The sequence below is a fragment of the Microbacterium sp. PRF11 genome, from assembly GCF_031844085.1.
GTDB lineage: Bacteria > Actinomycetota > Actinomycetes > Actinomycetales > Microbacteriaceae > Microbacterium.
In genome coordinates this window covers 530,198-554,299 of sequence record NZ_JAUZUP010000002.1, presented here as the reverse complement: position 1 = coordinate 554,299, position 24,102 = coordinate 530,198, and the positions used below count along the sequence as shown (strand labels likewise).

The window sequence follows — 24,102 nt, the reverse complement described above, 5'->3', positions numbered from 1 at the left end:
GCGGGGAGGGCGTTTCCCGCCCGTTCCGCCCTCCCCTGCCCGCATCCCCTCCCGTCACGTCATGGCGGGACCGGGCGCAGGCCGGCCTCCGCGGAACCCAGCCGCCCCGATGTCGGAGGCCGCTGCGACAATGGCGGAATGAGCGCGCATCTCTCCCTCGACCCCTCCGTCGTGCGCTGGTCGGCGCCGGCCGACGAGCGGGGCGAGCGGCCCGTGCTGCTGCTCCTGCACGGCTACGGCTCCGACGAGAACGACCTGTTCGGACTCGTGCCGTATCTGCCCGCCGAGTACGTCGTGGCGAGCGTGCGCGCACCGCTCGCCCCGCCCTGGCCCATGCCGGGCGCTTCGTGGTACCCGATCGAGGGCCTCGACGGGCGCGATCCCGACGCCGTCACGAGCGCGGCGCACGCGGTGCTCGCCTTCGTCCGCACCGCCGTGGGCGACCGACCCGTGGGGCTCCTCGGTTTCTCGCAGGGCGGCGCGGTGGCGCTGCAGACACTGCGTCTCGCGCCCGATGCCGTGTCGTTCGCCGTCGTGATCGCCGGTTACGCGGCGGGCGGCGAGCTCGCGGGCGACGCCGTCCTCGCCGAACGTCGACCGCCGGTGTTCTGGGGCCGGGGAGCGGCCGACGACGTCATCCCGCCGCACCTCGTCGACATGACGGCGCAATGGCTGCCCACCCACAGCGATCTCAGCGGTCGCGTGTACCCGGGCCTGACCCACTCCATCTCGCAGGCCGAACTCGACGACGTGCGCGCTTTCCTCGACGCGCGTCTCTCCGACCGCGTTGCCGCGGCCGGGAGCTGAGGCGGGGGGGGGTACCGCGATGGCCGCCGGTCGGCTATCGTGGGCAGCCCTGTCCCCGAGAACGAGGTCCCCTCCGGTGAAGATCGTCGACGCTTCCGCGCCCCTGTCCGCGCGCTGACCCGTCGACCCGCCGTTTCTCTCGGCCGCCCTCCGCTGATGCGGACGGGTCCGGTGTCCGCGCATCCCGCGTCTCCGGAGTCCCGTCATGTCATCCCTCTCCCCCTCCCTCGTCTTCGACCACGTCCGTCTCGTCTGGCCCGACGGCACCGTCGCCCTCGACGACGTCTCGGGTGCCGTCGGCCGCGGCCGTACGGGTCTCGTCGGTCGCAACGGTTCCGGCAAGTCCACGCTGCAGCGCCTGGCCGCGGGGCACCTCGCCCCGTCGGCGGGGACGGTCTCGGCATCCGGCGACGTGGCCCTGCTGCCGCAGCGCCCCGCGTCCGACCCGCGGCGACCCGTCGCGGACCTGCTCGGTGTCGCCCAGCCCCTCGCCGCGTTGCGTGCGATCGAGGCGGGCGACGTCGATCCTCGGCACTTCGACGCGGTCGGCGACGACTGGGACGTCGAAGCCCGCGCGCACGCTCTCCTCGCCGAGGCGGGGCTGCCCCCGGACGCGCTCGATCGGAGCGTCGGGGACCTGTCCGGCGGCGAGACCATGCTCGCCGCGCTCGTGGCATTGCGCGCCCGCGCGGCCGACATCACGCTCCTCGATGAACCGACGAACGACCTGGACCGTGCCGCCCGGGCGCGGGTGGGCGACCTCGTTCGCGCCTGGCCCGGCACCCTCGTCGTCGTCAGTCACGACATCGGCCTGCTGGAGGAGATGGATGCCACCGCCGAGCTGTACGGGAGGACCCTCAGTGTCGTCGGTGGTCCGTACAGCGCCTGGCGGGCACAGCGCGACGCGGAGCAGGAAGCCGCGGTGCGGACCGAGCGCGACGCAGCCCGGACACTGCGCCGAGAGCGCCGGCAGCGCATCGAGTCGTCCGACAAGCTCGCCGCGCGGAGCCGCGTCGCGCACAAGGCGCAGGTCGAGAAGCGGGTACCCAAGATCATCGCCGGAGGACGGGCCAACGCGGCCCAGGTGAGCGCGGGCCGGCTGAGCACCGAGATGCGGGGGAAGGAGGATGCCGCCCGCGCGGCGTTGAGCGAGGCGTCGGCACGTGTGCGCGACGACGATGTGGTGCGCATCGACCTGCCCGATCCGGACAACGCGGCCGGGCGGCGCATCATGTCGCTGGGCGACGGCGAACGCGAATGGATCGTCACCGGTCGCGAACGCGTCGCCCTGCTCGGGCGCAACGGCGCGGGGAAGACGACCCTCCTCGAGAGCCTCGTCCGCGCCGGGGACCCGACGGGTCGGATCTCCGCCCGCGCGACCGTCGAGCAGATCGGCTACCTCCCGCAACGGCTCGACGACCTCGACGATTCGGCATCCGTCCTCGACAACGTCGCTGCTGCGGCGCCGAACGTCCCCCATCCGCTCGTGCGCGACCGCCTCGCACGGTTCCTCGTGCGCGGCGACGCGGTCGGCCGGCCGGTGGGTGCGCTGTCCGGGGGCGAGCGGTTCCGTGTGGCGCTGGCGCGCCTGCTGCTCGCGGACCCTCCCCCGCAGCTGCTCGTGCTCGACGAACCCACCAACAACCTCGATCTCGACACGGTCGACCAGCTGGTCGACGCGCTGCGGGCGTATCGGGGCGCGGTGCTGGTGGTCAGCCACGACGACGCCTTCCTCGCGAGGGTGGGTCTCGACCTCCGGCTGGAGCTCGAGGCCGGGCGGCTGACGGAGCGCGCGCCGTGAGGCGGGAGGCACGGCGGGGGCGCGTTCCGCGGCAGGCGAACGTCAACCCCGACCCGATGTCGGAGGTCCGGGGGAGGATGTCGGCATGGCCGACGTGCTGGAGAGATTCGGTCCTGCGACGCAGGACTGGTTCCGTGGCGCCTTCTCGGCGCCCACCAACGCGCAGAGGGGGGCGTGGGACTCCGTGTCCTCGGGGCGGAACGCTCTCGTCGTCGCCCCGACCGGCTCCGGAAAGACGCTCTCCGCCTTCCTCTTCGCCATCGACCGCATCTTCACCGAGAAGGCGCCCGAGGCCCCCACCGCCGAGCCCCCGCGGCGCGGGAAGAAGGCGGCGCCGAAGGCCCCGGCGACCACCACCCGGGTGCTCTACATCTCGCCCCTCAAGGCGCTCGGCGTCGACGTCGAGCGCAACCTCCGTTCGCCGCTCGTGGGCATCGGGCAGTCGGCCCGGCGTCTCGGCATCCAGGTGCCCGCCGTCACCGTGGGCGTGCGCTCCGGCGACACGAGTTCGAGCGACCGACGCAAGCTCGTCACCGACCCGCCCGACATCCTCATCACCACCCCCGAGTCGCTCTACCTCATGCTCACCAGCCAGGCGGCCGAGACGCTGCGGGGCGTGCACACCGTCATCATCGACGAGGTGCACGCGGTCGCGGCGACCAAGCGCGGCGCCCACCTCGCCGTGAGCCTCGAGCGGCTCGACGCCCTGCTCGATTCCCCGGCACAGCGCATCGGCCTCTCGGCGACGGTCCGTCCGATCGACGAGGTGGCCCGCTTCCTCGGCGGCGCCCAGCCCGTCGACATCGTCGCCCCCAAGGCCACGAAGGCGTTCGACCTGTCGGTCGTCGTCCCCGTCGACGACATGCTCAACCCGCCGCCCCCTCCCGGCGCCCCCGATCCCGATCAGGCGGGCGACGGCGAGTGGTTCTCCGACCGCCCCGAGAGCACCGAGGTCTCGGGATCCGTGTGGCCGCACGTCGAGGAGGCGATCGTCGATCGCATCCTCGAGCGCCGGTCGACCATCGTGTTCGCCAACTCGCGCCGCCTGGCCGAGCGTCTCACCGGGCGTCTCAACGAGATCTACGCCGAGCGCCAGGGCATCGACGTCCCCGAGCCGACCGTGCCTGCGGCGCAGATGTCCCAGGCCGGATCCTCCGCCGGGGTCGCGGCCATCCTCGCCAAGGCGCACCACGGCTCGGTCTCGAAAGAGCAACGCGCCCAGGTCGAAGACGAGCTGAAGTCCGGCACGCTCCGGTGCGTCGTCGCGACGAGCAGCCTCGAACTCGGCATCGACATGGGCTCGGTCGATCTCGTCATCCAGGTCGAGTCGCCGCCGAGCGCGGCCTCGGGCCTGCAGCGCGTCGGCCGCGCCGGGCACCAGGTCGGCGAGGTCAGCCGCGCAGCGCTCTTCCCCAAGCACCGCAGCGACGTGCTGCACACCGCGGTCGTCACCGAGCGCATGCTCGCCGGTCGCATCGAGGCGATCTCCGTGCCGCAGAACCCGCTCGACATCCTCGCGCAGCAGACGGTGGCCGCCTCGGCCCTGGGCTCGATCGACGTCGAAGAGTGGTTCGAGACGGTCAAGCGCAGCGCGCCGTTCCGCTCCCTCCCCCGCTCCGCCTACGAGGCCACCCTCGACCTGCTGGCGGGCCGTTACCCCTCCGACGAGTTCGCCGAGCTGCGCCCTCGCCTGGTCTGGGACCGCGACGCGGGCACGCTCACCGGTCGCCCCGGGGCGCAGCGCGTGGCCGTGACCAGCGGCGGCACCATCCCCGACCGCGGCCTGTTCGGCGTGTTCGTGGCCGGAGAATCGCAGAACGCCCGCGTCGGCGAGCTCGACGAAGAGATGGTCTACGAGTCGCGGGTCAACGACGTGTTCACGCTGGGCACCACGAGCTGGCGCATCGTCGAGATCACGCACGACCGCGTCAACGTCGTCCCGGCCTTCGGGCAACCCGGCAAGCTGCCGTTCTGGCACGGCGACGGTATCGGCCGCCCCGCCGAGCTGGGCGAGGCGCTGGGGAAGTTCTCCCGCGACATCGCCGGGGTCGACAGGGTCAAGGCCGAGGAGCGGCTGCGGGAATCCGGTCTCGACGACAACGCCATCACCAATCTCCTGGCCTACCTCGCCGAGCAGCGCGAGGCCACGGGCAGCCTGCCCACCGACCGCACGCTCACCGTCGAGCGCAGCCGCGACGAGGTCGGCGACTGGCGCATCATCCTGCATTCCCCGTACGGCATGCAGGTGCATTCGCCGTGGGCGCTGGCCGTGAACGCGCGCATCCGCGAGCGGCTCGGCGTCGAGGGCGCCGCGGTCGCGAGCGACGACGGGATCATCGCGCGCGTCCCGGATGCCGCGGCCGAGCCGCCCGGAGCCGACCTCTTCGTCTTCGAGCCCGACGAGCTCGAACAGATTGTCACCGACGAGGTGGGCGGGTCGGCGCTGTTCGCCTCGCGCTTCCGCGAGTGCGCGGCGCGGGCGCTGCTGCTGCCTCGCCTCAATCCGAACCGCCGCTCGCCGTTGTGGCAGCAGCGCCAGCGCTCGGCTCAGCTGCTCGAGGTCGCCAAACGGCATCCGGCCTTCCCGATCATCCTCGAGACCCTCCGCGAGGTGCTGCAAGACGTCTACGACCTGCCCGCCCTCCTGCGGGTGACGCGGCAGATCGGCGAGCGGAAGATCCGCCTCGTCGAGATCACGACGTCGCAGCCGTCGCCCTACGCGCGCGATCTGCTCTTCGGCTATGTCGGCGCGTTCATGTACGAGGGCGATTCGCCCCTCGCCGAGCGTCGGGCCGCGGCGCTCTCGGTCGACCCGGCGCTGCTGAGCGAACTGCTCGGCAAGGTCGAGATGCGCGAGCTCCTCGATCCCGAAGTCATCGCCCAGTTCGAGCGGGAGGCGCAGCGCCTCGACCCCGACCGGCGCGCGCGCGGCGTCGAGGGCGTGGCCGACCTCCTCCGCATCCTCGGCCCTCTCGATGCGACCGAGGTGGCGGCGCGACTCGACACCGAGGGCGACGCGCTCGCCGAGGCCGAGCAGCACCTCGCCGGCCTCGTCGACGACCGTCGCGCCATCCGCGTGACGATCGCGGGCGTCTCCCGCACCGCCGGAATCGAAGACGCCGGGCGACTCCGCGACGCGCTCGGCGCGGCGCTTCCCGTCGGCATCCCGAACGCGTTCCTCGAACCCTTCCCCGATCCGCTCGGTGACCTCGTCGCGCGTTTCGCCCGCACGCACGCCCCGTTCACGACCGAGGCGGTCGCCGAACGCCTCGGCGTCGGCGTGGCGGTCGCACGGCTCACGCTGCAGCGGTTGGAGTCGCAGGGTCGGCTCTCGAGCGGTTTCTTCCTACCCGACCCTTCGACGGGCTCAGGGACCGGCGACCCCCAGCGCGGCGACGACACCGAGTGGTGCGACGTCGAGGTCCTGCGCCGGCTGCGCATGCGCTCGCTCGCGGCGATCCGCGGCAGCGTCGAGCCGGTCCCGCCCACGGCGTACGCGCGGTTCCTCCCCGTGTGGCAGCACCTCGGGCGCCCGCTCGAGGGCATCGACGGCGTGCTCGCCGTCATCGAGCAGCTCGCCGGCGTGCCGATCCCGGCGAGCGCCTGGGAGTCGCTCGTGCTGCCCTCGCGCGTGTCCGACTACTCCCCCGCCCTCCTCGACGAGCTCACGGCCACCGGTGAGGTCGTGTGGTCGGGTCATGGCACGCTCCCCGGGCGCGACGGGTGGATCGCCCTGCATCCCGCGGAGGCGGCGCCCTTCACCCTGCAAGATCCCGACGACGCCGACGACCCCGCGCCCGACTCCCTCGAGGCGCGCCTCCTCGCCGCCCTCGCGGGTGGAGGGGCCTACTTCGCGGCGCAGCTGAAGCAGCTCGCGGGCGCCGAGAACGAGCAGTCCGTCAACGACGCGCTGTGGGCCCTCACCTGGGCCGGGAGGGTCACCAACGACACCTTCGCCCCCGTCCGCACGCTCCTCAGCGGTGGGGGCCAGTCGCACCGCGTCGCACGGCGGGCACCCCGCGCCCGCATGTACCGCGGAGCCACCATGCCGCGGGCTACCTCGGCGCCCAGGCCCCCGTCGCTCGGCGGCCGCTGGTCGCTGCTGCCCGAGCGCGAGCCCGATGCCGCCGCACGCGCCACCGCCACCGCCAGCCTGCTGCTCGACCGCTACGGCGTCGTCACGCGGGGGGCGGTGCAGTCCGAGGGCGTGCCGGGCGGATTCGCACAGGTGTACCGCATCCTCGACGGGTTCGAAGAGGCGGGGCACTGTCGACGCGGGTACGTCATCGAGAAGCTCGGCGCCGCGCAGTTCGCGGCCTCGGCGACCGTCGACCGTCTGCGCGAGTTCGCCGCGGTGGCCGATCCGCCACCCCTGCGCACCATGACGCTGGCGGCCACCGACCCCGCCAACCCGTACGGCGCCGCCCTCGGCTGGCCCGCGATCGAGGGGGTCACCCATCGCCCCGGCCGCAAGGCCGGAGGCCTCGTCGTCCTCGTCGACGGCGAGCTCACGCTCTACCTCGAGCGCGGCGGCCGCAGCGCCCTGGCCTTCACCGACGACGAGGCGCCCCTGCAGGCCGCCGCGCGTCACCTGGCCGAGACCGCGAAGAAGCGCCACCTCGAGACGCTCACGGTCGAACAGGTCAACGGCGAGTTCGTCTACGGCACCGCCGTCGGACGCGCGCTGCGCGAGGCCGGGTTCGTCGAGTCGCCGAAGGGGCTGACGCTGCGCAAGCTCACCGCTGGCGACTCCCTCCGCGAGGCCGCCCGTGCCTGAGGGCGACACCGTCTACCGCGCGGCGGCGAAGCTCCACGCCGCCCTCGCCGGCAAGGTGGTCACGCGCTTCGACATCCGTGTTCCCGGGAGCGCCACCGCGGACCTGCGCGGCGAGACCGTGCACGAGGTCGCCGCGCGCGGTAAGCACCTGCTCCACCGGATCGGCGGCTACACGCTCCACTCGCACCTGAAGATGGAGGGCCGGTGGGACGTCTATCGTCCGGGCGAGAGATGGCGTCGGGCGGCGTTCAAGGCCCGTGCGATCGTCGGCGTCGCCTCGGCAGAGGCGGTCGGTTTCGACCTCGCCATGGTGGAAGTGCTGCGCACGAGCGACGAGCACACCGTCATCGGTCACCTCGGTCCCGACCTGCTCGCCGACGACTGGGACGAAGACGAAGCCGTCCGCCGCGTGGCGGTCGACGAGCGTCCCGCGCACGTCGCCCTGCTCGACCAGCGCAACGTCGCCGGCTTCGGCAACGTCTACGCGAACGAGCTGTTGTTCGTTCGCGGCATCGCCCCCACCACCCCCGCCACCGAGATCGACGCCCGAGCGACCATCGCCCTCGGCGAGCGCATGATCCGGGCCAACCTCCCGCGTCCGGAACGCACGTTCACGGGCGACAGCCGCCCGGGCCGTCGCTTCTGGGTCTACGGACGCGAGGGAGCGCCGTGCCGGCGGTGCGGCACCCCCATTCGCGCGACGTCCCTCGGGGCCAATCCGACGGCCGAGCGCGACGTGTACTGGTGCCCCACCTGCCAGCCGGGCTGATCCCGGTGCGGGCGCCCCGGTCGTCGGCCTCTCCGCCCCCTCGCGCACCCGGTTCGGATGGGCCCGAAGGTGCACCCGCGGAAAGCGAACCCTTCGCGCCCGCCTGTCAACCCGCCCGTGGCGCTCGCCGGAACGTGCGAGAACGGTCGGACAACACAACGCCGGGGAACCTACCGGACGCGGTCTCTCGACATCGAGGAAACCGTTCTCGGTAGGGGCGACGAACAACCTGTCGAGGGAATGCTGGTCCGCCCTCACCCGTTGTCATACATGTCGGCCGACCCGATGGCCGACCGGAGGGGATCGTGGGAAAGAACTACATCGACATCGAGAACGACCACGGCGAAACGCTGCGCTACCGCAAGCACGTCAACGGTCGCGGACTCGTCGCGCACGGCGCGAAGGTCCACCCGTCGGCGCTGGTCGAGAACGGCGCCTACGTCGAACCCGGCGTGCAGATCGCCGCGGGTGTTCGTGTCGGTCGGGGCGCCTGGATCGAGTCGGACGCCGTCATCGGCCCCGAGGCGCGCATCGAGCCGCACGCGCACATCTGCGCGGGGGCCGTCATCGGCGCGGGAGCGCACATCGGCGTCCGCACGCAGGTCGGTCACAACGCGCGCATCGCGGTGGGCTCGCTCATCGGCGACGACGAGATCATCAACGACGGCGAGGCCGTCGCCACGGACCGTCGCGGGTTGCGCCTGGCGGCCTGACGCGTCCGCGGCGCGGCATCCACGACCCGCACGACTCTTCGGAGCGTGCGGGTTTTCGCGTATCGCGGGGTCGTTCCTCAGGCGAGGATCGTCAGCACCAGTCCGATGAGCGGGAGCGTCCCCTGGATGCTTGCGGGGCGCAGGTACTTCCTGCCCGAGGTCACGAGGACGAGCGCGGCGGCGAGCATCGAGCCCAGCGAGAAGGTCAGCAGCGTGCGGCCCGCGACGTCGCCGATGCCGGCGACCACCCACAGCACGATGCCGATCGCCGCGCCGATCGCGAGGAAGAGGTTGTAGAAGCCCTGGTTGTAGGCCATGGGCTTGGTGGTGTCGGCGGCCTGCTGGTCGGCGATGCCGAAGATGCGCCACACGTTCGGGTGCGTCCATCGCACGCTCTCGAGAACGAAGATGTACACGTGCAGCAGGGCCGCGAGTCCCGCGAAGACGAGCGCCAGGATGCCGATCATGCCCCCACGTTATCGCCCGACTACCCTGGACGCATGGCGAACGGCAGCGGCTCCCGCGGACGCGGCGGAGCGTCGCGACGCCCCTCCCGCACCAAGGCCGCCGCGCCTTCCCGTCCGAAACCACGCCCGCCCGCACCCGCGCCCCCACCGCCTGAGGGGCCGCGCGACTTCGTGCTGGGCGCGGTGCCCGGCGCCACCCCGGGCAAGTGGATCGGACTCTGGCGGGAGCGGATGCCGCACGTGTCGCTCGAGCTCCGCCCCATCCCGGTCGAGGGGCAGCGCCGCGAACTCGACGAGGTCGATGCCGCGCTCGTGCGCCTGCCCATCCCGGACACCGACGACCTCCACGTCATCCCCCTGTACGACGAGCAGCCCGTCGTGGTGATGTCGGTGGATTCGGCGCTCACCGCGGCCGACGAGCTCGATCCGGCCGACCTGGCGGGAGAGGTCGTGATCGTACCGGCCGACGACGTGCTCCGCGCGCAGATCCCGGATGCCGTGCCCCCGGCGTTCGATCCGCCGGCCGACACCGCGGAGGCCATCGCGACCGTCGCCGCGGGAGTCGGCGTGGTCGTCGTGCCGATGTCGTTGGCGCGCGCTCACCAACGTCGCGACGTCGAGTTCCGGATCCTGCGCGGCGGGCCGGTGTCCACCGTCGCCCTCGCCTGGCTGCGCGAGAAGACGACGCCCGACGTCGAGGCGTTCGTCGGTATCGTGCGGGGGCGCACGGCGCGTTCCTCGCGCTGACCGTCCGGCACGCGTCTCCCCGCGTCTGCGCGCGGTCCGCTCTTCGCCGACCCGCATAGAATTCCGGAGTGACCGCCCGTCTGCTTTACGTCTGCGCCCGGCCGCAGCGGGAGGCCGCGGTGGCCGAATGGGCGTCGTTCCGCGACGGACTGGGCGTCGGCGACGACGACCTCGTGCATCACGACCTCGTCCGCGAGCCGCTCCCGGCGGATCTCGACCGATACGCGGGGATCGTGGTCGGCGGAAGCCCCTTCAACGTCACCGACCCCGACAAAGGCGACGAGCAGCTCCGCCTGGAGACCGACCTCGAGCGCCTCGCCGCGACCGCCATCGAGGGACGCACGAGCGCGCTCTTCACCTGTTACGGCATCGGAGTGGTGACGCGACTGCTGGGCGGTGAGGTGACGCTGCGCCACCCGGAGGACACCGGTCCCGCCGAGATCACCCTGACGGATGCCGGCCGCGGGGACGAGCTGTTCGGCATCCTGAACCCTCGTTTCGAGGCCCTGACCGCCCACAAGGAGGCCACCGCCGCGGTCCCGCCGGGAGCGACGCTGCTGGCCGAGAACGACGCCTGCCCCGTGCAGGCGTACCGGGCGGGCGTCGGGCTGTGGGCGACGCAGTTCCATCCCGAGCCCACCGCCGAGGCGTTCGTCGCGCGCATGCGGGTGTACCGCGACGCCGGGTACTTCGACGCCGACGCGTTCGACGAGGTGTCGACCTTCGTGCGCACCGCCTCGGTCGAGCAGCCGACGCTCCTCCTGCGCTCGTTCGCCGCTCGGGCGCGCGCGGCCGCCTGAGCCGCGCCGGCCTCGCCCGATCGCGGAGCCGAGCCGCCCGAGCCGCGCGGCTCGGCCGACCGAACCTGCACGGCGAGAGACCCGTCAGCCGCGATGTCAACCCCACGCCGTCGATTTACCTAGCTTTTCTAGTGTTCTACCCATGAACGTGACAACTCAGTGGCGGGGAAGCGACCTCGCGCGTCAGATCGTCGTCCTCTCCGCGGTGTCGTTCATGCTCATCGCGGCCGTCATCGGCGCCGGCGCCTTCGGTAACTCCGCCGTGCAGGATCAGCAGGGCGGCGCCCTCGACACCGACGGCTCCTACCTCGCCCCCGCCGGACCGGCCTTCTCGATCTGGTCGGTCATCTACCTCGGCCTCATCGCCTACGCGATCTGGCAGGCCCTCCCCGGTCAGCGGACCAACCCGCGCCAGCGCGCCCTCGGCTGGCTGATCGCCCTCACGATGACCCTCAACGGCCTCTGGCTCGTCGCCGCCCGCTTCGGGACACTCTTCCTGACGGTCGTCGTGATCGTGCTGCTGCTGGCGGCGCTCGGCTGGACGTTCCGCGTCGCCGTCGCGACGCGCGAACCGCGCGGCGGCATCGTCGATTCCGTCCTCATCGACGGGGTGACGGGCCTGCACCTCGGCTGGGTCACCCTCGCCACCGTCGCCAACATCGCCGCCTGGCTGACCACCGTCGTTCCGGTCGGCCTCGAAGACGCCGCCGGCCCCATCGGCGTCGTCGTCCTCCTGGTGGTCGCCGTGATCGCCCTGGCGACCGCGTGGCGCAGCTCGTGGCGCATCACCCCCGCCCTGGCCACCGCGTGGGGTCTCGGGTGGCTGGCCGTGGAGCGCTTCACCGGCTCCCCGCAGAACACCCCGATCGGCGTCACGGCCATCGTCGTGGCCGCGGTCGTCCTGCTGCCGCCGGTGATCATCCGCGTGCTGCGCCTGCTCCGCCCCTCCGTCGACTAGGGCCGTGCCCGCGACGGGGGTGTCGTAGACATGAGAGTGTCCTCACAGACTCGATACAGCCGCCCTACACCTTGACGCCGGCTGATCGGGCGCGCTGAACTCTTGTCAGGCGGCGGACCGCCGCTTCATCCTCCCCCGGAATGAGCTAGATATCACATTGAGGACCCGCGCGAACCTGCGTGCCGTGACCCTTATGACCGCCGCGTTGCTGTCAGCGCCTTCCGCTGCGCAGGCATCGACAGACACGACGCAGGCGCCGCCGCTGCCGACTGGTTCTCTAGAGCAGAACCCAGAAGCAACGTGGTTTGCCGTCTCAGCCGGATCGGATTTCTCAGATTCCGGGTGAAACCGGCAACTGGGATGACCTCATGGCGTTCGCAGCAGCGCAAGCGATAGAGAATCCCATCGTCGACATTCCCCGAGGGAGTATCAGCACGCGCTGCGTCTCCGTCCCGATTCTCATGTACGACAACGATGGCGACTATCTGTACACCTTCAACCCCTCCGTCGCATTCGGGTCCAATACTCTTCGCGTGATCACCGCTATACCGACGACGACCGCAAGCTGCTGAGGCGCACGTGCGATCTCTTCCCACAGTCCGCGTCGTGGCGGACGGATTTCCCGGCCACCTCCCCGTCTGGTTCCCGCCTCCGATCGCCGATGAGGCAGAGAAGATGCCTGTTTCGGCCGCCCTGCTGCAACAACTTCGCGAGTGGAACGAACGCGGACAGGATCTCACCGAACGCACCGACCCCAGGACGGTGACGGCACATTACTCCGTGGGTGCCTATCTTGCGTCTCAATTGGCGAAAGAACTGGAGGGAAGCTACGTCGTGGAGATGCGAATGGCGGGCAGCGTCTCACAAGGGTGGCGATCCATCGCACCAGCCCCCTCATAGCCCGGGGCAGAGGGCTCGTGTAACACCGGCCTCCGCATCGAAGAGGTTGGGTTGATCGGCGGCGCAGTCGGACCACCGGACCATGACCGGCAGCCGAGAGCCTCACCGTACGGCCGCGGTTCGAACGCTTAGGCCCTCGGCATCCCTTTCGCAAGAGGGACGGATGCCGAGGACCCGGGCGGTGTAATCGGGCAGTGGACTCGCTGCCTCTCGCCCTGCTCGTCGTCATCTTCGTCGCCGCTGCGGCGGTGGTGTGGGTCGCGGGCATCCAGCTGTCGAAGGCGACCGACGTGCTCGATGCGCGGCTGCACCTGGGCAGCGCCCTCGGCGGTCTGATCGTGCTGGCCGTGGCGACCAACCTCCCCGAGATCGCGATCACCGTCTCGGCCGCGATGTCGGGCAATCTCGAGGTGGCGGTCGGCAACATCCTCGGCGGGATCGCCCTGCAGACCGTGGTCCTGGTGATCCTCGACGCCTTCGGCAAGCGCGGGCGAGGGGTCGCTCCGCTCACCTACCGCGCGGCATCCCTCACCCTGGTGCTCGAAGGTCTCGCGGTCGTCGCCGTCCTCGCGGTGGTCATCGCGGGCAGTCAGCTTCCGGACGGGCTCGAGATCCTGCGGCTGACGCCGGACGTCGTGATCATCGCGGCGCTGTGGATCGTCGGGCTCCTCCTGGTCCAACGGGCCGGGAAGCACCTCCCGTGGCACGAGGACGGGCGGGCTCCCGACCGGAGCCCGAAGCCGAAGCAGCAGAAGACGAAGAACGCGATGAGCACGAAGAAGGCGGTGATCGTGTTCTCGATCTCGGCGCTGGCCACGCTCGTCGCCGGTGTCGTCCTCGAACGCGCGGGCGACGCCGCATCCTCCCAGATCGGCCTCTCGGGCGTGCTGTTCGGGGCCACGGTACTCGCACTGGCGACCTCGCTCCCCGAGATCTCCACGGGTCTGCAGGCGATCCGTCAGGGTGACGACGAGCTCGCCATCAGCGACATCTTCGGCGGCAACGCGTTCCTGCCCGTGCTGTTCCTGCTGGCGACGGTCATCTCGGGCTCGGCGGTCCTCCCCCGCGCGAACGGGGCGGACATCTACCTCACCGCTCTGGCCGCGCTCCTGACGCTCGTCTACGTCGTGGGTCTGATCTTCCGGCCGCGGCGCCGCATCCTGGGCATGGGCGTCGACTCCTTCGTCGTGCTGTGCCTCTACGCCGTCGGCATCGGCGGTCTCTTCGCGATCTCGTCGTGATCAGCGATCGTCCGTCACCGGGCGGGCGCCGCGGTCGCCGTCCCGCGCTCCGGACATCTGCGCCCGCGCCGGTGCGCCGCACGCCGCGGACGCGGCCGACACCGCATATCTCCGGAACGCGGCACCGACGCGAGCCGCCCCGGCAGAGCGACGGCCCCGCTCCCGACAGGAGCGGGGCCGTCGCGTCGGATCAGAGCGCGGGACCCACGATCGCGCTCGCGCCCGCCGGCACCGTGACGTCGGCATCGTCGAGGACGACCCCCTCGGCGGTCGCGAGCAGCACGCGGGCCCCGGATGCCACAGAGGTCGAGGTCTCGGCATCCGAGAGGTTGACGATGACGACGAGATCGCGACGGCGGAGTTCGTAGACCCGACCGCCCTGCGCCTCGCTCGCCGTCGCGGACAGGCCCTCGCGCGAGGGGTCGGTCAGCTCGGGACGCGTCCGGCGCAGCTTCGCCAGCTCGCGGTACAGGCCGAGGAGCTGGGCGTGGTCGCCCTCGCCGGCCTCGTCCCAGTCGAGCTTGGAGTTCTCGAAAGTCGACGGGTCCTGCGGGTCGGGGACGGTCGACTCGTCCCAGCCCATCTTCTCGAACTCCGCGATGCGGCCCTCGGCGGTCGCCTTGCCGAGCTCGGGCTCGGGGTGCGAGGTGAAGAACTGCCAGGGTGTCGTGGCGCCCCACTCCTCGCCCATGAAGAGCATGGGCGTGCCGGGGGCGGTCAGGGTCAGCACGGCGGCCGCGGCGAGGCGGTCGTAGCCGAGCGACTGCGAGAGGCGGTCACCGGCCGCGCGGTTGCCGATCTGGTCGTGGTCCTGCGCGAAGGTCACCAGGCGCCAGTTCGGCACGTCCGCGGGGATGGGCTTGCCGTGCTTCTCCTCGCGGAACGACGAGTACGTGCCGTCGTGGAAGAAGCCGCCCTCGTTCACCTTGCGGAAGGCGTCGAGGTCTTCGAAGTCCTCGTAGTAGCCGATCGTCTCACCGGTCAGGGCGACGTGGGCGGTGTGGTGCCAGTCGTCCGACCACTGCGCGGTGAGGCCGTAGCCGCCGGCCTCGCGGGGCAGGATCAGCTTCGGGTCGTTCATGTCGCTCTCGGCGATGGTCGTGAGCGGGATGCCGCGGTGCGCCGACAGGGCGTCGGTGCGCTCGGCGATCTCCTGCAGCACGTGCGGCTCGCGGTGATCGAGCAGGGCGTGCACGGCATCCAGGCGCAGACCGTCGACGTGGTAGTCGCGCATCCACATGAGCGCGTTCTCGACGATGTAGGCGCGCACGGCGTCCTCGTCGAGGTTGACCGAATCGCCCCAGGTGTTGCGGCTGCCCTCGCGCAGATACTCGCCGAACTCGGGCAGGTAGTTGCCCGACGGCCCGAGGTGGTTGTATACGACGTCCTGGATCACCGCGAGACCGGCGGCGTGGGCCGCGTCGACGAAGCGCTGGTACGCCTCGGGGCCGCCGTAGGCCTCGTGCACGGTGTACCAGAGCACCCCGTCGTAGCCCCAGTTCCAGGTGCCGTTGAAGCCGTTCACCGGCAGCAGCTCGACGTGGGTCACGCCCAGGTCGACGAGGTGGTCGAGGCGGCCGATCGCGGCATCCAGGGTTCCCTCGGGGGTGAAGGTGCCCAGGTGCATCTCGTAGATGAGTCCGCCGGCGAGCTGCTTGCCCGTCCACGCGGCGTCGTTCCAGGCGTACACGCTCGGGTCGAACCATGCCGACGCCTCGTGCACGCCGCCGGGCTGGCGGCGCGAGCGCGGGTCGGGGCGCAGGTCGTCGCCGTCGCCGAGCACGAAGCCGTACCGCTCGCCGTCGGCGAGGTCGATCGGCGCCGTCCACCACCCGTCGGCGGCGCTCTCCATCTCGATGTCCTCGACGACGGCATCCCCGCTGTCATCGAGCCGGCGCAGCCGCACTCGCTCTGCCTTGGGTGCCCAAACGTCGATGCTCATCAGGTGTCCTTTTGCGTGAGGTGCCAGGAATTGTCGCTTCAGGGGCGCGTGAGGCGACAAATCTTGGCGCCTCACGCGCGGGGAGATCAGAAGATCAGTAGAGCCACCGGGTAGAACGCCAGCAGGTCCGACAGGGGGGTCGGGCCGCCGGCGAAGGAGCGACCGGTCAGCACGTCGATGACCGGGGTGTCCGGCAGCAGGATCACCGTGTCGCGCCAACCGCCCGCGGCCTCCAGCCCGTGAGGCAGACGGGTCGCGACGGCGAACACCCCGCCGCGATCGAAGGCGACGACGTGGTCGGCCGCGACTCCGGCAGCCTCCAGCGGACGGTAGATCTCGAGCGGGTGCTCGCGACGCAGGCGCAGCGCGCGCGAGGTCACGAGCAGCTTCGCCGCGCCCGTGGCATCCACCGCGGGGAAGGACGCGCCGGGTGCATCGAGAGAGGCGAGCATACGGCGACGCTCGGCGAAGTCGACCGCACGGCGGTTGTCGGGGTCGACGAGCGACTGCTCCCACAGCTCCGAGCCCTGGTACACGTCGGGGACGCCGGGACCCATGATCTGCAGCAGCTTGGCCGACAGGCCGTTCGACCAGCCCGCCGGCGAGATCTCATCGACGAAAGCGCGCACGCGCTCCGCGGCGGGACCGGTCGCCGCATCGACGACCGCGTGCATGCGCTCTTCGAACGCCTCGTCCTGCTCCCACCAGCCGGTGACCTCGCTCGCCTCGCGCGCCGCCTTCTCGGCGTACGCGTGCAGGCGCTCGCGGTAGACCTTTAGACCCTCGGGAGTGGATGCCGATTCCGGCCACGCCCCCACAATCGCCTGCCACAGCAGCGCGTCGAAGGGCCCGTGCCCGGTCGAGGCGATGTCACGGAACTCGGTCAGCACCTCGGCCCAGCGCTCGGGGATCTCGGCCAGCACCGCGATGCGGGCGCGGGTGTCCTCCCCGCGCTTGGTGTCGTGCGTCGACAGCGTCGTCATGGCGGTGGGCCACGACGCGTGGCGCAGGGCCTGAGCGGTGTGGAAGCCGGCGACGTCGAGGGCGAACACCCCCGGGTCGCCGCCCACCTCGGTGAGCGAGCCCAGCCGCGTGTAGCGGTAGAACGCCGTGTCCTCGACGCCCTTGGCCATCACGGGACCGGTGGTCTGTTGGAAGCGCCAGGCGACCTCGAGGCTCGTGTCGGCGAGCACCGGGACGAGCTTCTCGATGACGTCGCCGAGTTCGGGGCGGCGCACCTCGGCCTCGCCGGCAGCGGCGTCGAGGTGAGCACGACCCGCGGGGAGGTACGAGCGGTAGACCGGGAAGCAGGCGAGGATCTCGGCGAGCGCGTCCTGGAGAACCTCCGCCTCGAACTCCTCGCGGAGTGCCGACGGGAGGCCTCGCACCAGGCGACGGATCTCCGAGACCTGGATCGAATCGGCGATCTTGCGCTTGGTGTCGTGGATGAGGTCGTGCCAGCCGGTGAGCGCGGGCAGCTCGCTGTCGGCGCGCAGCCGCGCGTCGAGGGCATCGAGAGCGGCCTCCCCCGCGGGGTCGGTGAGGACCCGGTCGATCTCGGCGAGCGCGTCGTAGCCCGTCGTCCCGGCGGTCTTCCACCACGACGGCAGCGCCTCGCCGTGCTCGAGGATCTTCTCGCCGAGCACGTAGCCGACCTCGCCCTCGCCGGCCTCCTCGAGCGCGACGGCGAGCCGGTCGAGGTAGCCGCCCGGGTCGACGAGACCGTCGGGGTGGTCCACGCGCAGGCCGTCGGCGAGGCCCTCGCGCACCCACCGCAGGATCTCGGCGTGGGTCGCGTCGAACACCTCGGGAAGCTCCACGCGCACGCCCGCGAGGGTCGTGACGGCGAAGAATCGGCGGTAGTTGAGATCGTCCGCCTCGTCCTGCCAGAAGCGCAGCTCGAAGTTCTGCGCGTCGAGCAGGGCTCGAACGTCCGAAGTGCCCGTGCCCGGAGCGACCGGGAAGACGTGGTCGTAATAGCGGACGAGCCCGTCGGGGGCGTCGTCGGCCGGCGTCGGGTCGTAGGAGATCTCGTCGATCACCGCGTCGAGATGGTCGCCGAGCACCGGCACGCGCACTTTGCCCGCGCCGAACTCCCAGTCGATGTCGAACGAGTCCGCGAACGCCGAGGCGCGACCCTGACGCAGCACGTCCCACCACCACGCATTGGTGCGCGGCTCGGAGACGCCCATGTGGTTCGGGACGATGTCGATGAGGATGCCGAGCTCCTGGGCCCGGGCGGCCTCGACGAACCGGTCGAGTCCCTCGGCGCCGCCGCGGGCGGGGTCGACGCGCGTGACGTCGACGACGTCGTACCCGTGGTCGGAGCCGGGGGTGGCCTCGAGGATCGGCGAGAGGTACGCCCACGAGACCCCGAGGTCACGGAGGTATCCCGTGACCTCGGCGGCGTCGTCGAGCGTGAACGATTCGCGGATCTGCAGGCGGTAGGTCGAAAGCGGATGCCGCATCTGGGTCACAGCTCCGGCTTGGGCGCCTGGCCGGGCAGGTCGTCGGTGCCGATGACCTGGATCTGCGCCGTGAGAGAGGCGGCGACCGAGTGGTCGACCTCGGGCTCGGGCAGGTGGTGCTCGCGGAGCACGATGAGCGACTTCGGCTCGAGCGGCAGCGTCTCGCCGGGGTTCAGCGGCTCGGTGTTCGCGCGCTCGCCCGCGGTGTCGACGTATGCGTCCCACTTCGGCGCGTACTCGAAGTCGGGCAGCTGGAAGTCGACCTTGTCGTCGCCCGCGTTGAAGAGCACGAGGAAGTGGTCGTCGCTGATGGCCTCACCGCGGCGGTCGCGCTCGCGGATGCCCTGCCCGTTCAGGAAGACCCCCACCGCGAGACCGAAGCCGTTGTCCCAGTCCTCGGGCTGCATGAGCGAGCCGTCGGGTCGCAGCCACACCACGTCGGGGATCGGCGCCCCCTCCTCCATCTTCACAGGGCGGCCGTCGAAGAAGCGGCTGCGGCGGAAGGTGGGGTGCTGCTTGCGCAGGCGGGCGAGGGCCGCGGTGAACTCGATGAGCGGGGTGTCGATGTTCGACCAGTCGACCCATGTGATCTCGTTGTCCTGGGCGTAGCCGTTGTTGTTGCCGCCCTGCGTGCGGCCGAGCTCGTCACCGTGCAGCAGCATCGGCACGCCCTGGCTGAGCAGCAGCGTCGCGATGAAGTTGCGCTGCTGCTGCGCGCGGCGCTTGAGCACCTCGGGGTCGTCGGTGGGTCCTTCGACGCCCATGTTGCTCGAGCGGTTGTGCGATTCGCCGTCGTTGTTGTCCTCGCCGTTGGCGTCGTTGTGCTTCTCGTTGTACGACACGAGGTCGCGCAGCGTGAAGCCGTCGTGGGCGGTGACGAAGTTGATGGATGCCACGGGGAAACGACCCGAGTGCTCGTACAGGTCGGCCGAACCGGTCAGGCGAGAGGCGAACTCGCCGAGGGCCTGCGGCTCGCCGCGCCAGAAGTCGCGGACGGTGTCGCGGTACTTGCCGTTCCACTCGGTCCACTGGGGAGGGAAGTTGCCGACCTGGTAGCCGCCGGGGCCCACGTCCCACGGCTCGGCGATGAGCTTCACCTGCGAGACGATCGGGTCCTGCTGCACGAGCTCGAAGAAGGCCGCGAGGCGGTCGACCTCGTAGAACTCGCGCGCGAGGGTCGAGGCGAGGTCGAAGCGGAAGCCGTCGACGTGCATCTCGAGCACCCAGTAGCGCAGCGAGTCCATGATGAGCTGCAGCGTGTGGGGGTTGCCCACGTTCATGCTGTTGCCCGTGCCGGTGTAGTCCGTGTAGTAGCGCTTGTCGTCGTCTTCGAGGCGGTAGTACGCCTCATTGTCGATGCCGCGCATCGAGAAGGTCGGGCCCATGTGGTTGCCCTCGGCGGTGTGGTTGTAGACCACGTCGAGGATGACCTCGATGCCCGCCGCGTGGAGCGCCTTGACCATGGCCTTGAACTCCTGCACCTGCTGGCCGTGGTCACCGGTCGAGGAGTAGGTGTTCTGCGGGGCGAAGAAGGCGATGGTGTTGTAGCCCCAATAGTTCGACAGCCCCTTCTCCTCGAGGGTGGAGTCGTTGACGAACTGGTGCACCGGCATGAGCTCGATCGCCGTCACGCCGAGCTTCTTGAGGTGCTCGATGACGACCGGGTGCGCGATGCCGGCGTACGTGCCGCGCAGCTCCTCGGGCACGTCGGGGTGCAGCTGGGTGAGACCGCGCACGTGCGCCTCGTAGATGAAGGTCTCGGCGTAGGGGATCTTGGGCTGGCGGTCGCCCGACCAGTCGAAGAACGGGTTGACGACCACGCCCTTCATCATGTGCGCGGCGGAGTCCTCATCGTTGAACGAGTCCGGGTCGCCGAAGTCGTAGCTGAAGACGGCCTGACCCCAGTCGACCTGACCCTCGACGGCCTTGGCGTACGGGTCGAGGAGGAGCTTCGCGGGGTTGAAGCGCTTGCCGTTCGCGGGGTCGTACTCGCCGTGCACGCGGTAGCCGTACCGCTGCCCCGGGAGGATGTTGGGGAGGTAGGCGTGCCAGACGAACGCGTCGACGTCGATCAGTTCGAAGCACGTCTCCGTTCCGTCCTCATCGAAGAGGCAGAGCTCTACTTTTTCTGCTCCTTCACTGAACAGGGCGAAGTTCGTCCCGTTACCGTCGTAAGTGGCCCCGAGGGGATAACTGGATCCTGGCCATACCTGCTGCACGTCGCTCACGATAGACCAGCGTCGTTTCCGGTTCGGGCGGGCGTCATCGCTGTTGACAGGCGGTCGGACCCCGACTATGCGCGCGGGTCTCTATGCACGCTCCGGCGGGTGCTGGAGCAGCTCGATGCGCTCATCGAGGTAGCGCGCGAGAGGGAGGTAACCGCCCGCGGCGCTCCACCGCACGAGCGTCTCGCCGGCGCGGACCGCCAGCGGCGTCGAGCGCTCGCCCATCCGCTCGAGATCGACGCTCTCCCAGCCGATGTGGACCACCTCGCCCTCGGGGACGCCGCCGCGCGCCGCGGCCGCGGCGAGTTCCGCGCGGCGGCGCTGCGACTCGGCGGCGAAGCCGCGGCGCACCTCGGCGCGCGAGCGCACGATGTCTCCGGTGGACAGCACCGCGTCGTCGGTGAGCAGCAGCACCCCCAGGTGCCAGGCGCTCCCCCGCGGGGCGATGCGCGCCGGACGGGGGATGCCGAGCAGCCGGCGCCCCTCCTGGAGCTCGCCGAGTCGTTCGCGCTGCGCGTCGACCAAACGTATACGCGCCTCGGCGAGCAGCTCGGCGGCGGTCCCGGCGGTCATGCGTCCCCCTCCTCGTCGCGTGCGGCTTCGGCCCGCGACAGCGCGCGCTCCGCCGCCCGGACGGCGTCGACCGCCGAGGCTCGATCGCCCTCGAGTCGCTCCACCGCCGCGTCGGCGTCGGCCGCTTCCTTCTCGATCTTCGCCAGCTCGGTGCGCAGCTCGTCGACGCGCTCGTGCACGCGGTCCGCCCGCTCCCGAGCGGTGTCGAGCCGCCGGTCCGCGGCCGCGCGCTCACGCTCGGCATCGGCTCGCGCCCGCTCCGCTTCGCGCACGGCACGTTCGGCGGCCTTCCGCGCGCGGCGAGCCGCCAGGTCGTCGCGCGCCGCGGGGGCGGGAACAGCATCGGGCACCGAGCCCGCGACCGCGGCGCTCAGCCCGTCGGCATCCCGATCCGCGAGGTCGATGGCTGACACCAGCCGACCCGTGAGCACCGCGGCCGCGGCCGTCTCGTCGACCACGGCCGCGTTGACCGTCTTCTCGACCGCGTCCTTCATGGCCGGACTCAGCGGGGTGCCCGCATCGGCGGCGAGCTCGGCCGCCCGTCGGGCGAGCGTCGCGACCAGCTGACGCCGCTGGCGTCCGAGCCGGCCGAGCTCCGCGGCATCCAGATCGTCCTGCGCCTCGTGCAGCGCACGCGACAGCTCGACGGCCTCACCGAGCTGCCCGTCGCGCACCAGCAGGTTCACCGCCCAGGCCGCGACCGTGGGCTTGCGCAGCTTCGCGATGCGCCGACCGAGCGGTCCGGCCGCGGCGGCGCGCTCGGCGCGGGCAGCGGTGAAGCGCGCGGGCGGAAGGGAGAGCAGTTCGGCGGCGACCTCGTCGAGGCGGGCGTCGTCGTCGCTCATCCCTCCATTGTGTCGCCCGCGTCAGAGCGAGACCACCCCGGGCCGCGGCCCGCGGATCTCGCGGTGCAGCCGCTCCATGCGCGCGTCGAGCTCGGCCGCGGTGTCGGCGGCGTTCTTCAGCTCGGCGAGGAGCTCGGCCGGGACCAGCCGGTCGTACTTGTAGTAGATCTTGTGCTCGAGACTGGCCCAGAAGTCCATCGCGATCGTTCGGAACTGCACCTCCACGGGCACGTCCACGCGACCGGTCGAGAGGTAGACGGGTACCTCGACGATGACGTGGAGGCTCTTGTAACCGTTGGCCTTCGGCTCGGCGATGTAGTCCTTCACGTCGCGCACCGTGATGTCGTCCTGCTGGGTGAGCAGGTCGGACAGGCGGTACGCGTCGTCGATGAAGCTGCACGTCACGCGGATGCCGGCGATGTCGGTGATCGAGGAGCGGATGGAGTCGAAGTCGGTCTCGATGCCCTTCCGCCGCACCTTGTCGACCAGACTGTCGGGCGATTTCACCCGGCTCGAGACGTGCTCGATCGGGTTGTAGGCGTGCATCTCCTGGAACTCCTCGCGGAGGATGGAGATCTTCGTCTCGACCTCGGCGAGCCCGAAGCGGTACTCCATGAGGAAGCGCTGGAACTCGTCGCGCAGGGCACGCAACGCCGCACCGGAGACGGTGATCTGCTGATCGTCCAGCGGGTCGGGCATGGTTCCGACGCTAGCGAGGACGGCTACGAGGCCGCCGGGAACGACGGCGGCTTCGATGCGCGCGGCACCAGTTCGCCGTCGATGACGTCGATGCCCACCAGACGGTGGAAGACCTCGGGCAGGTCGTCGGGGTCGAAGGCCCCGAAATCAGGCTGCCAAGGAGTGGGGGGATGTGTCACGGCGCCCTCCTTCCGTGCTCCCCACCACGATGACACCCGCTCGCGCCACGCCCGGCGGACTTGACACCCGCGCCGCACCGGCGTATCCCGAGCGGCCCTCGCGTATCGTTTAGGCCCATGGGGACCATTCACTACGGCGGGAGCGGCACGACCGTCCACATCGAGGACCGTGCGCTGGCTCATCTCAAGGTGGTCATCTCCACCAAGCTGCGCCGCGGCGAGAGCTTCACGCTCTCCTGGCGTCACCGTGACGACGAGGAGCGCGGTCGCAGCACACTGTGGCTGCACCCCGCGATTCCGCTGCGCTTCGTCTTCGACGAGACCGAGCCCACGACGCTCAGTCGCGAATGGATCGAACGTCTCGCGGACTCGGCCAACTCGTCGGGCGGCATCATGCTCGTCCCCGAGGACATCAGCCCGGCCGAAGAGGTCGAGCGCAGCTGAGGATCAGCCCTCTTCGACGTGGGCGTCCTCACTGGGTTCGGGCGTGATCGCCAGACCGTTGGGCCCGGATGCCGCGAGCATGAGGTCTTCGACCCACACGCGGTTGATGCGGGGCTGACGGCTGCCGTAGAAGTGGAACTGGATAGGCACCGAGGGGTGCATCCAGAAGCTGCGACGGCCGCTGCCGTCGCCGACCTCGACGTCGAACATGAACGACTCGGATCGCCGCAGCTTGTTCATCACGACGATGCGCAGGTGCGCCAGCGTGCGGTCATCGATGTCGACGGCGTTCGCGACGGTGTCGTAGATGAATCGGCCCATGCGACCGAGCCTAGCCGAGGAACGCACGACGATCCTCTTTCGGCGGATGCCACGTCCGCCACGACGAAAGCAACCCCCGCCGACGCATCGGGCGGCCGCGGCTAACGTGCCGGTGTGGGAACGCTCTATTACGGCGACGTCGCGACGCCGATCGACATCGAGGATCGCGCGCTGGCTCACGTCAAGGTCGTCATCGCCACCAAGCTCCGCCGAGGCGAGAGCTTCACGCTGTCCTGGACGCACGGGCCCGACCAGGAGGTGGGCCGCAGCACGGTGTGGCTGCACCCCTCGATCCCGCTGCGTTTCGTCTTCGACGAGCCGGAACCGGCACTGCTGAGCCGCTCGTGGATCGAGGCGCTGGCGAACTCCGCGAACTCGTCCGGGGGCCTTCTCCTCGTCCCCGAGCCCGAGCACCCCGGGTCGTGA

Annotated in this window: 21 protein-coding genes; 12 read left to right on the top strand and 9 right to left on the bottom strand. The window is 71.0% G+C overall.

The features are described from left to right. The first annotated feature begins 138 nt into the window (after positions 1-138). The 5 genes from Q9R20_RS08160 (at position 139) to Q9R20_RS08140 (ending at position 8,867) form a co-directional block, all read left to right on the top strand. A complete protein-coding gene (locus Q9R20_RS08160; protein ID WP_311248868.1) occupies positions 139-807 on the top strand; it encodes an alpha/beta fold hydrolase in 669 nt (222 codons plus the stop codon). A 205-nt stretch (positions 808-1,012) separates the two neighbouring features. After that, positions 1,013-2,608, top strand: a complete 1,596-nt coding sequence (locus Q9R20_RS08155) for an ATP-binding cassette domain-containing protein (protein WP_311248867.1) — start codon at positions 1,013-1,015, stop codon at positions 2,606-2,608. 85 nt (positions 2,609-2,693) lie between these two features. Next, positions 2,694-7,385, top strand: coding sequence for an ATP-dependent helicase (locus Q9R20_RS08150; protein ID WP_311248866.1), 4,692 nt, complete (start codon positions 2,694-2,696; stop codon positions 7,383-7,385). Beyond that, positions 7,378-8,154 (top strand): DNA-formamidopyrimidine glycosylase family protein, encoded by a 777-nt coding sequence (locus tag Q9R20_RS08145; protein WP_311248865.1) that lies wholly within the window; start codon positions 7,378-7,380, stop codon positions 8,152-8,154. Before Q9R20_RS08150 ends, Q9R20_RS08145 begins: the two co-directional genes overlap by 8 nt. Positions 8,155-8,459: 305 nt before the next feature. After that, positions 8,460-8,867, top strand: a complete 408-nt coding sequence (locus tag Q9R20_RS08140; RefSeq protein ID WP_076673580.1) for a transferase — start codon at positions 8,460-8,462, stop codon at positions 8,865-8,867. Positions 8,868-8,944: 77 nt separating this feature from the next. Here the strand turns inward: Q9R20_RS08140 and Q9R20_RS08135 are convergent, their stop codons facing one another. After that, the gene (locus tag Q9R20_RS08135) at positions 8,945-9,334 is read right to left on the bottom strand and encodes a DUF1304 domain-containing protein (protein WP_311248864.1); all 390 of its coding nucleotides are present in this window, start codon (positions 9,332-9,334) and stop codon (positions 8,945-8,947) included. Between the two features lie 33 nt (positions 9,335-9,367). Here Q9R20_RS08135 and Q9R20_RS08130 point away from each other — a divergent pair, with 33 nt between their 5' ends. The 5 genes from Q9R20_RS08130 to Q9R20_RS08110 all read left to right on the top strand — a co-directional run bounded on the left by Q9R20_RS08130 (position 9,368) and on the right by Q9R20_RS08110 (position 13,980). Further along, a complete protein-coding gene (locus Q9R20_RS08130) occupies positions 9,368-10,081 on the top strand; it encodes a LysR substrate-binding domain-containing protein (protein WP_311248863.1) in 714 nt (237 codons plus the stop codon). 68 nt (positions 10,082-10,149) lie between these two features. Beyond that, positions 10,150-10,881, top strand: coding sequence for a glutamine amidotransferase-related protein (locus tag Q9R20_RS08125; protein ID WP_311248862.1), 732 nt, complete (start codon positions 10,150-10,152; stop codon positions 10,879-10,881). A 142-nt stretch (positions 10,882-11,023) separates the two neighbouring features. Beyond that, positions 11,024-11,839 (top strand): tryptophan-rich sensory protein, encoded by an 816-nt coding sequence (locus Q9R20_RS08120; RefSeq protein WP_311248861.1) that lies wholly within the window; start codon positions 11,024-11,026, stop codon positions 11,837-11,839. Positions 11,840-12,207: 368 nt separating this feature from the next. After that, the gene (locus tag Q9R20_RS08115) at positions 12,208-12,411 is read left to right on the top strand and encodes a hypothetical protein (RefSeq protein WP_311248860.1); all 204 of its coding nucleotides are present in this window, start codon (positions 12,208-12,210) and stop codon (positions 12,409-12,411) included. 522 nt (positions 12,412-12,933) lie between these two features. Then, complete coding sequence (locus tag Q9R20_RS08110; protein WP_311248859.1) at positions 12,934-13,980, top strand: sodium:calcium antiporter; 1,047 nt, start codon at positions 12,934-12,936, stop codon at positions 13,978-13,980. Between the two features lie 190 nt (positions 13,981-14,170). Here Q9R20_RS08110 and treZ read toward each other — a convergent pair whose 3' ends face one another. The 7 genes from treZ to Q9R20_RS08075 form a co-directional block, all read right to left on the bottom strand. Further along, on the bottom strand, positions 14,171-15,922 hold the full coding sequence (treZ, locus tag Q9R20_RS08105; protein WP_311248858.1) for a malto-oligosyltrehalose trehalohydrolase: 1,752 nt from the start codon (positions 15,920-15,922) through the stop codon (positions 14,171-14,173). Positions 15,923-16,008: 86 nt separating this feature from the next. Beyond that, a complete protein-coding gene (treY, locus tag Q9R20_RS08100; protein ID WP_311248988.1) occupies positions 16,009-18,390 on the bottom strand; it encodes a malto-oligosyltrehalose synthase in 2,382 nt (793 codons plus the stop codon). 5 nt (positions 18,391-18,395) lie between these two features. Beyond that, positions 18,396-20,618 (bottom strand): glycogen debranching protein GlgX, encoded by a 2,223-nt coding sequence (gene glgX / locus Q9R20_RS08095; protein WP_311248857.1) that lies wholly within the window; start codon positions 20,616-20,618, stop codon positions 18,396-18,398. A gap of 81 nt (positions 20,619-20,699) precedes the next feature. Then, positions 20,700-21,188, bottom strand: a complete 489-nt coding sequence (locus Q9R20_RS08090; RefSeq protein ID WP_311248856.1) for a glutaminase — start codon at positions 21,186-21,188, stop codon at positions 20,700-20,702. After that, positions 21,185-22,033 (bottom strand): transposase, encoded by an 849-nt coding sequence (locus Q9R20_RS08085; protein WP_311248855.1) that lies wholly within the window; start codon positions 22,031-22,033, stop codon positions 21,185-21,187. Before Q9R20_RS08085 ends, Q9R20_RS08090 begins: the two co-directional genes overlap by 4 nt. Before the next feature lie 21 nt (positions 22,034-22,054). After that, positions 22,055-22,732 carry a GTP pyrophosphokinase family protein gene (locus tag Q9R20_RS08080; RefSeq protein ID WP_311248854.1) on the bottom strand — a complete coding sequence of 226 codons (678 nt, stop codon included), beginning with the start codon at positions 22,730-22,732 and terminating at the stop codon, positions 22,055-22,057. 23 nt (positions 22,733-22,755) lie between these two features. Further along, complete coding sequence (locus Q9R20_RS08075; RefSeq protein ID WP_311248853.1) at positions 22,756-22,911, bottom strand: hypothetical protein; 156 nt, start codon at positions 22,909-22,911, stop codon at positions 22,756-22,758. Positions 22,912-23,028: 117 nt separating this feature from the next. Between Q9R20_RS08075 and Q9R20_RS08070 the strand changes: the two genes are divergently transcribed. Next, positions 23,029-23,355: a hypothetical protein gene (locus tag Q9R20_RS08070; protein WP_311248852.1), complete on the top strand. Its 327-nt coding sequence runs from the start codon at positions 23,029-23,031 to the stop codon at positions 23,353-23,355. Positions 23,356-23,358: 3 nt separating this feature from the next. Here Q9R20_RS08070 and Q9R20_RS08065 read toward each other — a convergent pair whose 3' ends face one another. Beyond that, positions 23,359-23,676, bottom strand: a complete 318-nt coding sequence (locus Q9R20_RS08065; RefSeq protein WP_055959437.1) for a hypothetical protein — start codon at positions 23,674-23,676, stop codon at positions 23,359-23,361. A gap of 114 nt (positions 23,677-23,790) precedes the next feature. On the opposite strand from Q9R20_RS08065, the gene Q9R20_RS08060 reads away from it, so the two are divergent. Beyond that, positions 23,791-24,102, top strand: coding sequence for a hypothetical protein (locus tag Q9R20_RS08060; protein ID WP_311248851.1), 312 nt, complete (start codon positions 23,791-23,793; stop codon positions 24,100-24,102).